The organism is Streptomyces sp. NPDC093598, from assembly GCF_044764825.1.
Lineage (GTDB): Bacteria > Actinomycetota > Actinomycetes > Streptomycetales > Streptomycetaceae > Streptomyces.
Map to the genome: position 1 here is coordinate 701837 of NZ_JBIWIV010000002.1, position 13237 is coordinate 715073.

The 13237-nt window shown below is 72.2% G+C and carries 10 protein-coding genes; 6 read left to right on the plus strand and 4 right to left on the minus strand.

The genetic code is table 11. The features are described from left to right. Window positions 1-20: 20 nt before the first annotated feature. Window positions 21-500, plus strand: coding sequence for a macro domain-containing protein (locus ACIRDU_RS09170; RefSeq protein ID WP_403576331.1), 480 nt, complete (start codon window positions 21-23; stop codon window positions 498-500). Window positions 501-521: 21 nt separating this feature from the next. Here the strand turns inward: ACIRDU_RS09170 and ACIRDU_RS09175 are convergent, their stop codons facing one another. Both ACIRDU_RS09175 and ACIRDU_RS09180 read right to left on the minus strand, forming a co-directional pair. Continuing rightward, the gene (locus tag ACIRDU_RS09175; RefSeq protein ID WP_403576333.1) at window positions 522-1463 is read right to left on the minus strand and encodes an arginase family protein; all 942 of its coding nucleotides are present in this window, start codon (window positions 1461-1463) and stop codon (window positions 522-524) included. A gap of 602 nt (window positions 1464-2065) precedes the next feature. Continuing rightward, on the minus strand, window positions 2066-3580 hold the full coding sequence (locus tag ACIRDU_RS09180) for a M1 family metallopeptidase (RefSeq protein WP_403576335.1): 1515 nt from the start codon (window positions 3578-3580) through the stop codon (window positions 2066-2068). A gap of 210 nt (window positions 3581-3790) precedes the next feature. On the opposite strand from ACIRDU_RS09180, the gene ACIRDU_RS09185 reads away from it, so the two are divergent. The 3 genes from ACIRDU_RS09185 to ACIRDU_RS09195 all read left to right on the plus strand — a co-directional run bounded on the left by ACIRDU_RS09185 (window position 3791) and on the right by ACIRDU_RS09195 (window position 8847). Continuing rightward, on the plus strand, window positions 3791-5755 hold the full coding sequence (locus ACIRDU_RS09185) for a Xaa-Pro dipeptidyl-peptidase (RefSeq protein ID WP_403576337.1): 1965 nt from the start codon (window positions 3791-3793) through the stop codon (window positions 5753-5755). Further along, on the plus strand, window positions 5752-7038 hold the full coding sequence (locus ACIRDU_RS09190) for a M14 family metallocarboxypeptidase (protein ID WP_403576339.1): 1287 nt from the start codon (window positions 5752-5754) through the stop codon (window positions 7036-7038). The genes ACIRDU_RS09185 and ACIRDU_RS09190 overlap by 4 nt, the downstream gene beginning before the upstream one ends. A gap of 84 nt (window positions 7039-7122) precedes the next feature. After that, window positions 7123-8847 carry a BCCT family transporter gene (locus tag ACIRDU_RS09195; protein ID WP_403576341.1) on the plus strand — a complete coding sequence of 575 codons (1725 nt, stop codon included), beginning with the start codon at window positions 7123-7125 and terminating at the stop codon, window positions 8845-8847. Window positions 8848-8919: 72 nt separating this feature from the next. On the opposite strand, the gene ACIRDU_RS09200 is transcribed toward ACIRDU_RS09195, so the two are convergent. Then, window positions 8920-9870: an NAD(P)/FAD-dependent oxidoreductase gene (locus ACIRDU_RS09200; protein WP_403576343.1), complete on the minus strand. Its 951-nt coding sequence runs from the start codon at window positions 9868-9870 to the stop codon at window positions 8920-8922. Between the two features lie 66 nt (window positions 9871-9936). Between ACIRDU_RS09200 and ACIRDU_RS09205 the strand changes: the two genes are divergently transcribed. Beyond that, window positions 9937-10959 carry an oxidoreductase gene (locus tag ACIRDU_RS09205; RefSeq protein WP_403576345.1) on the plus strand — a complete coding sequence of 341 codons (1023 nt, stop codon included), beginning with the start codon at window positions 9937-9939 and terminating at the stop codon, window positions 10957-10959. 29 nt (window positions 10960-10988) lie between these two features. Beyond that, window positions 10989-12629, plus strand: a complete 1641-nt coding sequence (locus ACIRDU_RS09210) for an ABC-F family ATP-binding cassette domain-containing protein (protein WP_403576347.1) — start codon at window positions 10989-10991, stop codon at window positions 12627-12629. On the opposite strand, the gene ACIRDU_RS09215 is transcribed toward ACIRDU_RS09210, so the two are convergent. Then, the gene (locus ACIRDU_RS09215; protein WP_403576349.1) at window positions 12524-13174 is read right to left on the minus strand and encodes a putative glycolipid-binding domain-containing protein; all 651 of its coding nucleotides are present in this window, start codon (window positions 13172-13174) and stop codon (window positions 12524-12526) included. The genes ACIRDU_RS09210 and ACIRDU_RS09215 overlap by 106 nt on opposite strands. Between the last annotated feature and the right edge of the window lie 63 nt (window positions 13175-13237).

The window sequence follows — 13237 nt, forward strand, 5'->3', positions numbered from 1 at the left end:
GCCGCGTCTACGGTGGCGTCATGTCGGGGATCATGTATGTCCGGGGTGACGCCACCGTTCCGTCGGTGAAGGGCGTCAAGGTCATCGCCCATGTCTGCAACGACATCGGAGGCTGGGGCAAGGGCTTCGTCCTGGCGCTGTCGCGCCGCTGGCCCGAGCCGGAGGCGGCCTACCGGGCCTGGCACCGGAACCGCGCGGCGAACGACTTCGGGCTGGGCGCGGTGCAGTTCGTGCAGGTCGAGCGGTATGTGTGGGTAGCCAACATGATCGGCCAGCGCGGCACCAGGACCGGCAGCAAAGGCGTCCCCGTCCGCTACGAGGCGATCGACACCGCGCTGGACGCCCTGGCCGAGAAGGCCGGTGAACTGGGTGCCTCCGTGCACATGCCCCGCATCGGCTGCGGTCTGGCCGGCGGCACGTGGTCCCGTGTCGAGCCGCTGATCGAGGAGCGGCTGGTGCGGCGGGGGATACGCGTGGCGGTGTACGACCTCGGGGAGTGACCCCCGCTCGGACCGGTCGGCTCAGCCCTGGCTGTCGAAGGCCCGCACCAGGCAGTCGGCGAGCTCCCGCGCGATGGTGCCGTCGGGGTCCAGCCGTGGGTTGAAGATCGCGACGGTGAGGCCGACGGCACCGCCGCCGGACAGGGCCGTGCGCAGCACGATTTCCAGTTCCTGCCAGGTCAGACCGTCCGGCTGCCGGTAGTCGACGGCGGGCATGGCCGCGTCGTCCAGCACATCGACGTCGAGATGGACCCAGTACCCGGCGCCCGCGCCGTCACCGGCCAGCAGCCGGACGGCGCGCCGGGCCGCCTCGGCCGCCCCCAGGGCGCGCACGGTGTCCAGCTCCATCGCGTGCAGCGCGGACGGCAACGGCTGCACGCCGTACGCCGCGGACTCCTCCGCGTCCCGGAAACCCAGCGCGACGACGTCCTCGTCCCGCACCAGCGGGCCCCGGCCCTCCAGGTCCGCCAGCACGCGTGGGCCGCGCCCGGTGGCCAGGGCGAGTTCCATGGAGGCCACTTCACCGGCCGGCTCCGCCGACGGCTGGTAGAAGTCGCTGTGCCCGTCGAGGAAGAGCAGACCGTGCCGGTCGCGGCGGCGCAGTGCGAGCAGGCTGCCGAGCAGCACGCTGCAGTCGCCGCCGAGCACGACGGGGAACCGGCCCCGGTCGAGGACATCACCCACGGCGTCGGCCAGCGCCACGGAGTACGCCGCGATGCCGCCCGGGTTCAGAACCCCGGTCTCCGGGTCCCGCTCGGGGTCGTACGGGGGTGGCACCACCCGGCCCGCGCGCACCGCCCCGAGCCCCTCGGCCAGCCCGGCCCCGAGGAGCGCCGCCGGCAGGTCCTCGACACCGGTGGGACGTAGCCCCAGCACGGACGGTGCCTCGACGATCGCCACGTTCCGCACGTCCGGCTCCTCGGGCAGCCCGGCAACGCCGCCGGACGGATACGCCCGGCGCACGGACCCACCGTAGTCCGCGGGGCGGGAGGAAGCGCGCCGGTGCGGGCGTTCGACCAGGTGGACAGGTGCCCCGGGGAATGGCGGGCCTGGTGCCCGGGCCGGGGCGTTGTGCGACCAGGTGCAGCGGATGCCGCTACGCCCACGCGTGCGCCGCAACGGCTCGTCCGCAGCCGAGCGGCCCGGGCCGCCCGGAGGCAGTGGGCCGGGGCGTCGGCAGCCGAGCGGTCCTCACGTCCCGCGGCCGAGCGGTCCGGACCGCTCGCAGCCGAGCGGGGCCGGGTTGCGGGAGGCCGGCGGTCCGGGCTGCGGGGCTCGGCGGCTCGAGGCCACGCGAAGCCGAGCGGTCCGCACCGTGCCCGGCCAGAGGGGACCGAGCCGCGGGACGCGAGCGGGGCCGGGTCCGTGGACCAAGCGGGGCGGACCCTGGCGGCAAGCGTGGCCGAGCCGCCAGGAGCCAGCCAGCCGTGACCGAGCCCGCCGGGGGCAAGCGGAACCAACTCCGCCCGGTGTCGAGCGGGACCGATCCCACCCCCGGTGACCGGGCAGAACCGGTGCCGCCCGTTACTCCCCCGGCGCCCGGAGCCCACGAAGGACCAGGTCGGTCAGTGCCGCTGCTCGTGCCCCCCGTGCCCGTGCGCCCCGTTCGTCGCCGCGATCCTCTTCCACGACCTGGGCTGGGAAACGCCCTTCGCCGCCTTGGCGACCGCCGCGGCCCGAGCCGCCGGCACCCCCGGCTTCGACGGCTGGAACAGCCACGTGTCGAAGAGCGCGGCCAGGGGCTTGCCCGACACCTCCTCCGCGTACCGCTGGAAGTCCGCGACCGACGCGTTGCCGTGGGCGTGCTTCGAGGGCCAGCCCTTCAGAATCGCGAAGAACGACTCGTCGCCGATCTCGTTGCGCAGAGCCTGGACGGCCAGTGCGCCCCGGTCGTAGACCGCGGTGTGGAACTGGTTGTCGGGGCCCGGATCCCCGGGCTTCACCGTCCAGAACGGGTCGTCGGCGGGATGCGAGGCGTAGACGTAGTCGGCGAGTTCCTGCGCCGTGCCCTCGCCCTCGTGCTCGGACCACAGCCACTGCGCGTACCGCGCGAAGCCCTCGTTGATCCAGATGTCCTTCCAGCCCTTGAGCGACACCTCGTCGCCGTACCACTGGTGGGCCAGCTCATGGACGACGAGGGACACGTTCGACCCGTTCGCGAACTGCCGCGGGCTGTAGAACGGCCGGGTCTGGGTCTCCAGCGCGTACCCGGTGTTCGTGTTCGGCACGTACCCGCCGAGCGCGTTGTACGGGTACGGCCCGAAGTACCCGGCCAGCCAGTCCGCGATCTCCCCGGTCCGTTCGATGCTCGCCCGCGCGGCCCCGGCATGGGCGCCGAGATCCTTGCTGTAGGCGTTGAGGACCGGGATGCCGCTCTCCGTCGTGCCGGTCGTGATGTCGAACTTCCCGACCGCGAGCGTGGCGAGGTACGTCGTCTGAGGCTTGTCGGAGCGCCAGTTCCACCGGGTCCAGCCGAGGCGTAAACTCGTCGACTGGAGCGTGCCGTTGGAGATGGCCTGCGTGCCGTCCGGGACCAGCACGGACACGTCGTAGGTCGCCTTGTCGAGCGGATGGTCGTTGCCCGGGAACCACCACGCCGCCGCCTCGGGCTCGTTCGCCGCGACGCCCCCGTCCGGGGTGCGGTGCCAGCTGGTGAAACCGTAGGCCTGCTTGGACGACGGCACCCCGCGGTAGCGCACGACCACCGTGACGGACGTGCCCTTGGCCAGCGGGCTCTTCGGCGTGATCACCAGCTCGTGCTCGCCCGAGGTCCGGAACGACGCCTTCGCGCCGTTGACGCGCACCTCGTCGACGTCCAGCAGGAAGTCCAGGTCGAAGCTCGAAAGGTCCTGCGTGGTGCGGGCCAGGAGGGTCGCCGTGCCCTCCAGTTCGTCCGTGGCCGGCTGGTACTTCAGCCGCAGGTCGTAGTGGGAGACGTCGTATCCGCCGTTGCCGTAGGCCGGGTAGTAGGGGTCGCCGATACCCGGCGCGCCGGGGGAGTGGGGGGCGGCCGATGCCGGGATCGCCAGCAGGAGAACGGCCGCTGCCAGGGCTCCCGGCGCGATGATTCTGCGGTGCACGCAAGGCTCCAAGTCGTAGGGTCCCGATGTGTTCCGGAGTCTGTCGGGAGCCTATTGACTCCCTGTGCCCTGATCATGTCCATGGCCTCCTCTGTCACACGATCGCCATTCGGCCGACATGAGTCACCCGCCCCGAAGGGGCATCCCGGACACGCCGGTCCGTCAGTTGCCCTCTTCTGAACAGGAGTTCACCGATGTAGCGTCCGGCGCATGCCGAAACGCACGCGCTTCACGACCTGGAGACCGCTCGCGACGGCGGCCACCGCCGCCCTCTTGGCCACCCTGCTCACCCCGGCGGCCGCACAGGCCGCACCGGCCGCCCCGCGCACGAGCGAACCCGTCTACTCCTACGACAACGCCATCCGCGAGGCCGTCTGGGTGGACACCGGACTGGACGGCGACCGCGACGGAAAGGCCGACCGGGTCGCCGTCGACATCGTCCGCCCCCGCGAAACCGCCCGGACGGGCCGCAAGATCCCCGTCATCATGGACGCCAGCCCGTACTACTCCTGCTGCGGGCGCGGCAACGAGAGCCAGAAGAAGACCTACGACCCGCAGGGCCGTGTCGCACAGATGCCGCTGTACTACGACAACTACTTCGTCCCGCGCGGCTACGCCTTCGTCGGCGTGGACCTGGCCGGAACCAATCGGTCCGACGGCTGCGTCGATGTCGGCGGCCGCTCCGACATCCAGTCCGCGAAGGCCGTCGTCGACTGGCTGAACGGCCGCGCCAAGGCCTACACGAGCCGCACCGGCTCCACCCGCGCCCAGGCCGGCTGGACCAACGGCCGTACCGGCATGATCGGCAAGAGCTGGGACGGCACCATCGCCAACGGCGTCGCCGCCACCGGCGTCAAGGGCCTGAAGACCATCGTCCCGATCAGCGCCATCTCCTCCTGGTACGACTACTACTTCCAGCAGGGCGCCCCGCTCTACGACTCCGGCCCCGAGTGGCTGTCGGACTACGTCAACAGCCCCGACGCACGCGCCAAGTGCGAAGCCGTCCAGCAGAAGCTCGTCGACGGGGCCCCGCGCACCGGCGACTGGACCCCACTGTGGACCGAGCGCGACTACGTGAAGGCCGCGCGCAAGGTCGAAGCCAGCGTCTTCCTCGTCCACGGCATGCAGGACCTCAACGTCCGGATGAAGCACGTCGGCCCGTGGTGGGACGCCCTCGCGAAGAACGGCGTCGAGCGCAAGATCTGGCTGTCGCAGACCGGCCATGTCGACCCCTTCGACTTCCGGCGCGCGCAGTGGGTCGAGACGCTGCACCGCTGGTTCGACCACGAACTCATGGGCTACGACAACGGCATCGACCGCGAGCCCATGGCCGACATCGAACGCGCTCCCGACCAGTGGGACACCTCGAGGGTCTGGCCGCCGAGCGGCACCCGGGCCGCCACCCTGCGCCCCGACCGGGGCACCCGGGCCGGCGTCGGCACCCTCGGCCTGCACCGCGGTCACGGCACCGAGAGCTTCACCGACGACCCGAAGCTGAGCGAGACCGACTGGGCCGCGAGCATCGACAAGCCGACACCGGAGAAGGCCGGTTTCGTCACCGGGCCGCTCACCCGCGACCTGCGCCTGTCCGGCTCCTCCGAGGTCACCGTCACCGCGACGCCCTCCACCCCGACGGCCCACCTCTCCGCCGTCCTCGTGGACATCGGCCCCGCCCGCGTCCGCGACTACGCCGACGCCGGCGAAGGCATCACCACCCGTACGGACCGCACCTGCTGGGGCGCGAGCACCACCGGCGACAGCTCCTGCTTCAAGGAGACCGAGGCGAAGACCGCCGACGTCGACTACACGGTCGTCAGCCGCGGCTGGGCCGACCTCGGCAATCACGCCTCGGACCTCAAGGGCGCCCCGCTCACCCCGGGCAAGCGGTACACGATCACCGTCGACCTGGCGGCGACCGACCACGTCGTGCCCGAGGGCCATCGCCTGGCGCTGATCGTCGCGGGCACCGACCAGGGCCTCATCGACCCTCCCGCCGACAAGCCGAAGCTCACGCTCGACCTGTCCCGCACCTCGGCGCGCGTCCCGTTCGTCGGCGGAACCACCGCCTTCGCCCGCGCCACCGCGGGGACCGCGTTCGCCACCCCCGGCGCCGCCTTCCTGGACGGCGTACGGGAGCCGCGCACCACGCACCGCGTCCCGGGGGCGAGCCAGTGACCCGAGACACCACCCGCGTCCGCGCCCTGATCCTGACCACCGCGGCCCTCACGGCTTCCTTGATCGCCGCACCGGCCCAGGCGGCCACCGACACCCCGCCGCGCACCGGCTTCGAGCGGTCGAACGGCGCCCGCTGGACCACCCAGCCCGAGGAGCAGGACTTCCTCGAGGCCGTCGACCGGTCCGGCGCCCACGTCTCCATGACCCGCATCGGCACCACGAAGCAGGACCGCCCGCTCCAGCTGGTGCGGATCGGCAACCGCCCGAGCCCCAGCAAAGTGCTGCTCGTCTGCAGCCAGCACGGTGACGAGCCCTCCGGCCGCGAGGCCTGCCTGACCACCGTCCGCGACCTCGCGTACGCCCGCGACAGCCGCACCCGGCGCTTCCTGGACCGCACCACGGTCCTGGTCGTGCCCACCGCCAACCCCGACGGCCGGGCCGCGAACACGCGCGGCAACAGCGACGGCGTCGACATCAACCGCGACCACCTCGCCCTGAAGACCGCCGAGGGCCGCGCCCTGGCCGCCCTCATCCGCGACCAGCGCCCCGACATCGTCTATGACCTGCACGAGTACGGCGCCACGCCCCGGTTCTACGACAAGGACCTCTTCGACCTGTGGCCGCGCAACCTCAACACCCACGAGGCGGTCCACGACGAGGCGCGGACCCTCTCCGAGGCGTACGTCCGCCCCGCCGCCCAGCAGGCCGGCCACACCACGGGCACCTACGGCATCTGGACCGACCCCGAGACCGGTGAGCCGGTCAAGCAGGTCGCCGGAGACGGACAGGAGCGCATTTTGCGCAACATGTCCGGTGTGAAGCACTCCGTCGGGCTGCTCATCGAGAGCCGCGTGGACCCGCTCACCGACGCGGAGAAGGCGGACGAGGCCCTGAACAACCGTCGCCGGGTCGCCTCCCAACTCGACGCCCTCACGGGCCTGTTCGGCTACACCGACCAGCGCCGCGGCCGGATCGAGACGGCGACGGCGAGGGCCCGGCTCGCGGGTTACGCCGCCACCGGCCCGGTCTACGCAGGCGGCGCCGACAACGACCCGCCCGAACCGTCCGACATCATCCAGAACCCGCCCTGTGGCTATCGGCTCACCGCCGCCCAGTACGCCGAGGTCGGTGACGAGCTCGCACTGCACGGTGTGCGCGTGCGCCACGACGCCGAGGGCGTGCTCGTCCCCCTGCGCCAGCCACTGCGGGCGCTCGTGCCGCTGCTGCTCGACGACCGGGCCGAGTACCACCTGACAGGAGGTTCATCCGAAACCGCATGCTGAGAGGGGTGAAATTCCGCCACACGTGGTAGCAGCGTTACGGAGGACCCCCATCCTCCCCTGCTGTCCCGATGAAAGGTGCCGCCTGTGACGCAAGAACGACCAAGCGACAAGGGTCCCCATGAGGGAGCCGCGCTACCGGGGTCGGAAGCGGGCCTGCCCGGCCAGGACCGGCCGCAGACCGACCGGATCGTCTTCGGTGTCACGGCGGTGCTCACCCTCGCCTTCGTGGTCTGGGGCGCGGCGGCGACCGACTCGCTCGAAGACGCCTCCACCAGCATGCTCGGGGGGCTGATCCACAACGGCGGCTGGGCGTTCATGCTCGCCGCCTCCGGCTTCGTCGTCTTCGCCCTCTGGCTCGCGATCAGCCGCTACGGCCGTATCCACCTGGGTGCCGAGGGTGAGGAGCCCGAGTTCCGCACGGTGTCCTGGGTCGCGATGATGTTCAGCGCGGGCATGGGCATCGGCCTGATGTTCTACGGCGTGAGCGAGCCGCTGTCGCACTACGGCACGCCCCCGCCGGGCTCCGACCCGGCCGACTCCGGCGAACGCATGGAGACGGCCATGGCCACCACCCTGTTCCACTGGACGCTCCACCCCTGGGCGATCTACGCCGTGGTGGGCCTCGCCATCGCCTACAGCACCTTCCGCAGGCGGCGTCGGCAGACCATCAGCGCCGTCTTCACCCCCCTGATCGGCAAGAAGAACGCCAACGGCGCCGCCGGCCGGGCCATCGACGTCCTCGCGATCATCGCGACCGTCTTCGGCTCAGCCGCCTCCCTCGGGCTCGGCGCGCTCCAGATCGGCTCCGGTGTGCAGGAGCTGGGCTGGATGGACAAGGTGAGCACCGGGCTCCTCGTCACGATCATCGCGGTACTGACCCTGGCCTTCGTGGCGTCCGCGATCTCCGGTGTGGAGAAGGGCATCCAGTGGCTGTCCAACACCAACATGGTGCTGGCGCTGGTGCTCGCCCTGTTCGTGTTCGTGGCGGGCCCGACCATCATCGTCCTGGACCTGCTGCCCACGTCCGTCTTCGCCTACCTCGGCGACCTGCCCCAGCTGGCCGGACGGACCGAGGCGAGCGGCGGCGAGGGCGTCGCCGACTGGCTGGGCAGCTGGACGGTCTTCTACTGGGCGTGGTGGATCTCCTGGACGCCCTTCGTCGGCATGTTCATCGCCCGCATCAGCCGGGGCCGCACCATCCGCCAGTTCGTCGGCGGTGTCATCCTCGTGCCCAGCACGGTCAGCCTGGTCTGGTTCGCGGTCTTCGGCGGCTCGGCGATGAAGATGCAGGAGCAGGGGCAGCTCGGCAAGGAGGCGACCCCGGAGGGCCAGCTCTTCGGCGTGCTCCAGCAGTTCCCCATCGCGACCGCCACGAGCCTGCTCGTGATGATCCTCGTCGGCATCTTCTTCGTCTCGGGCGCCGACGCGGCCTCGATCGTCATGGGCACCCTGTCGCAGAAGGGCGCGCTCGAACCCGGCCGCTTCGTGGTGGTGTTCTGGGGCGTGGTCACCGGCGCGGTGGCGGCGATCATGCTCCTGGTCGGCAGCGGGCAGGGCGACGCGCTGACAGGTCTGCAGAACCTCACGATCCTCGCGGCGGCGCCGTTCGTCATCGTGATGATCTTCATGTGCGTCGCCCTGATGCGCGACCTTCGCCGCGACCCGGTGATCGTGCGTGAGCAGATGGGCTCCGAGGCCGTCGAACAGGCCGTCATCGAGGGCCACACCAAGTACGACGGTGAGTTCGAGTTCCGCGTCGGCCCCGGCCGCGGCCCGGACGTGGAGGGAGACCCGATCGGCAAGCACTGATCCGAACGGCGGCGGGCGGACCGGGTTCGCGGACCGGTCCGCCCGTTGCCGTGCGGACGGTGTCGCGCGCCGTCAGCCGGAGACCAGCCGGGCCGCCTCCTGCGCACACCCCCAGGCCACGGTGACGCCCGCGCCGCCGTGGCCGTAGTTGTGCACCAGGAGCCGCCCGTCCGGCAGTGCGTCGCGCTCCAGCCGGACCGCCGGCCGGGTGGGCCGCAGCCCGACCCGGTGCTCCAGCACCCGGGCTTTCGCGATCTCCGGCCGCAGGGCCGCGCAGCGGCGGATGATCGCCTCGGCCGTCGCGGGGTCGGGCTCCAGCGACCAGGCGTCCTCCTCGGAGGTACCGCCGAGGACGAGCCCGCCCGGCTGCGGGAACAGGTAGGCGTGCTCCCCGGCGGCGTCGGTGGTGACCAGCCAGGTGTCGATCCCCGGGTTCGCCACGACGACCAGCTGCCCGCGCACGGGCCGCACGGAGGGATCCGGCACGAGCTCCCGCGCGGCCAGGCCCGTGCAGTTGACCACGACCGGCGCGTCCACCTCCGCGAAGGCGGACACCGTACGCGTCTCGACCACCCCGCCCGCCGCCACGAACCGCTCCAGCAGCCACGGCAGATGAGCCGGCATGTCGATGAGCGGCAGCCGTGCCCGGACGCCCGTCCCCGCGTACTCCCGCGCCGTGGCCACCCGCAGCCCCGGCACCCGGCCCGTCAGCCACCCCTCGGCCTCGTCGAGGCGGGTCTCACCCAGTACCCCTTCGACCATGCGTACGCCGGTCTGTTCGGCTCGCGCCGCCAGCTCCTCGTACACCTCCAGCGACCGCAGCGCCCACACGCGCGCCCTCGCGACCGGCTCGATCCGGTACGGCCACCACAGCGCGCCGGCGACGGCCGAGGTGGTCGCCTCGACCGCGTCCCGCGTCCACACCCGCACCCGCCGCCCCTGCTCCGCGAGAACCAGGGCGGTCGTCAGCCCCACCACCCCGCCGCCGACCACCACGATTTCGCCGCGCCACTCGCTCGTCATGCCCGGACCGTAGCGGAATGTGTCATGCCGTGCTCACATCACGCGCAGTGTGGGGATACTCACAGCATGTGTGCCGAGTACGCGACCTTCGGCCTGGCACCCGCGATGCGGGCCGGGGGAGTCCTCAACGACGGTGGTTACCAGGTTCACCGGGACTTCGTGGACTTCATCGTCGACGGACGCCCCCTGCTGTTCCAGCTCTCCGACCTCGACGCGGTGTCCCCGCTCGCCTCCGACGTCCCACCCGCGATCTTCACCGCACAGGTGCGCAGCCTGCTCCTGGAGAGCGCGGCCCCACTGCCGGGCGGCCGGTACGTCGTCTACGGCTGCCCCGAGTGCGAGGACCTGGCCTGCGGCGCCGTCACCGCGGTCATCCGGAGCGACGGCGAGGACTTCATCTGGCGGGACTTCGCCTGGCAGACCGACGAACACGCCGACCTGGAGCTCAACGGCTACCACGGCATCGGCCCGTTCCGCTTCCGCGGCGCCGAGTACCGGACGGCGCTCGGCGCCCTGCTGAACGGCTCCGCGCCCGACCCCAGGCGCCGCGTCCTGCTGATCGGCGCCCGTGTCGCCGCCATCGCCAAGCTCGCCGCGGCCTTGCGCACCATCGGCATCGGCGCCGACATCGCCCGTGACGCCCACGGTGTACCCCCCGACGAACTCCGCGGTTACGGCGCCGTCGCCTTCGGCCACGCGGCCGGCGAGCAGGAACGTGCCGCCGTCCGCCGCGCCTTCGAACACGCCGGGGTCCCGGTCGCCTACGTCGACGGACTCGCCCCGATCGTCCCGCTCCTCGTCGCCCAGATCGAACACGCCCTGGACCGCAGCCCCGTCGAACAGCGCCGCCTCACCGGCCTCACCGCCACCGGCAGCGGGGCGGACGTCGAGGTCACTTCCGCCTGCCGCGTCACCCTCACCGCCTACCGCCTCGACCGGCTCTCCCGCACCCACGCCCACGAGATCTTCGACGGCGTCCTCGCAGCGGGCCGTCACCGCGTCGCCCTCGACGCGAAAGCGGTCAGGGGACAGTCGTTCCTCGTGGCGCGCACCTCCGGAAGTGTCCTGGTGACGGCCGTGAACCACTGAGCGGCCCGGCCGTTAGGATCGGCGCTCTGATGACTGCCACCCTCGTCGCCAAGAACCTCGCCGCCGGCCACGGCGACCGCTCCCTGTTCACCGGCCTCGACCTCGTCGTCGCGCCCGGCGACGTGATCGGCCTGGTCGGGGCCAACGGCGCGGGCAAGTCCACCCTGCTCAGGATGCTCGCCGGACTCACCGCACCCGAGCAGGGCGAACTGCGCCTGTCCCCGCCGGCCGCCACCGTCGGACACCTCCCGCAGGAGCCGGACCGCCGGCCGGGCGAGACGGTCCGGGCGTTCCTGGCCCGCCGCACCGGCGTCGCCGAGGCCCAGCGGACCATGGACGAGGCGACCCAGGCCCTGGTCGACGGGGCACCCGGCGCCGACGACGCCTACGCCACCAGCCTGGAGCGCTGGCTCGGCCTCGGCGGCGCCGACCTCGACGAACGCGCCGAGGAGGTCACCGGCTCCCTCGGTCTCGCCGTGGACCTGGACCAGCCCATGACCTCCCTGTCCGGCGGCCAGGCGGCCCGCGCCGGACTCGCCTCCCTGCTGCTGTCCCGCTACGACGTCTTCCTCCTCGACGAACCGACCAACGACCTCGACCTGGACGGCCTGGAACGCCTCGAACGCTTCGTGGGCGGCCTGCGCGCCGGCACGGTGGTGGTCAGCCACGACCGCGAATTCCTCACCCGCACGGTCACCAAGGTCCTCGAACTCGACCTCGTCCAGCGGCAGATCAACCTCTACGGCGGCGGCTACGAGGCGTATCTGGAGGAGCGGGACGTCGCCCGCCGGCACGCCCGCGGCGAGTACGACGAGTACGCCGACAAGAAGGCCGCCCTGCAGGACCGCGCGCAGACGCAGCGCTCCTGGATGGACAAGGGTGTGAAGAACGCGCGCCGCAAGGCGGGCAACGACAACGACAAGATCGGCCGCAAGTTCCGCAGCGAGGCCAGCGAGAAGCAGGCCGCGAAGGCCCGCCAGACCCAGCGCATGATCGAGCGCCTGGAGGTCGTCGAGGAGCCCCGCAAGGAGTGGGAACTGCGCATGGAGATCGCGTCGGCGCCACGCTCGGGTGCCGTCGTCGCGACCCTCCGGGACGCCGAGGTGCGCCGTGGCGGCTTCGTCCTCGGCCCGGTCTCCCTCCAGATCGACTGGGCGGACCGGGTGGCGGTCACGGGCGCGAACGGCGCCGGCAAGTCCACGCTGCTCGCAGCCCTGCTCGGCCGTGTCCCGCTGGACTGCGGGCACGCCGCGCTCGGCTCGGGCGTCCTGCTCGGCGAGGTCGACCAGGCCCGCAAGCTGTTCCACGGCGAGGAGTCCCTGCTCGACGCCTTCCGTACGGCCGTCCCCGACACCGAACCGGTCGAGATCCGCACCCTCCTGGCCAAGTTCGGTCTGAAGACGGACCACGTCACGCGCCCCGCGGCGAGCCTCTCCCCGGGCGAGCGCACCCGGGCCGCCCTGGCGCTGCTCCAGGGGCGGGGCGTCAACCTCCTGGTCCTCGACGAGCCGACCAACCACCTCGACCTGCCCGCCATCGAGCAACTGGAGTCGGCTCTCGACGCCTACGAGGGCACCCTCCTGCTGGTCACCCACGACCGCCGCATGCTGGACGCCGTCCACGTCACCCGCCGCCTGGAGGTGGCGGACGGCAAGGTGACCGAGCGCTGACGGGCCGTCAGACGGACGGCCGGCCGGGGGTAGTCGACGACGAACCCCTCCTCGTCGAACTCCAGGTCGCTGCGGAAGTCGCCGGAGGCGTAGCGGACCCGCCCGGTCCCGAGATGCGTGTACGTCTGCCGCGACGGCCGCACCGTCAGGTCCGGCACGGACACCCAGGCCATCAGGAACTCCCGCTCGCCGGGCGCCCGATGGAGCCCGTGCCGGAGCACCGGCATGGTGTTGGTGAGCGGGCACAGCCCGAGGTCGCAGTCGAGCGCCCCGTCGACGTCGGGCAGCGGCTCGCCGTCAGCGGTCCACCTGCCGTGACCGTCGTGCCGCAGGTCGAGCGTGCGCACGTCGCCCGCGGTCTCGGCCGTCACTCGCAGCCTAGGGGTCACGAACCCGTCGGCCGTGTCGAGTTCGTAGGTGATCCAGTAGGGCTCGGGATCGGTCCCGACGGCCCGCCCGCGCGCCCGCAACGCGCCTTCCCCGAGCTCGAACCAGACGGTCTCGAACCCTCGGCTCGCGAACACTTCCCAGGTGATGGCAGGCATGCCCTCACTCCAGGTCTGAAGGGGAGCGAAGCTGCGCCTTCAGGGGCGCGGGGAACTGCGCGA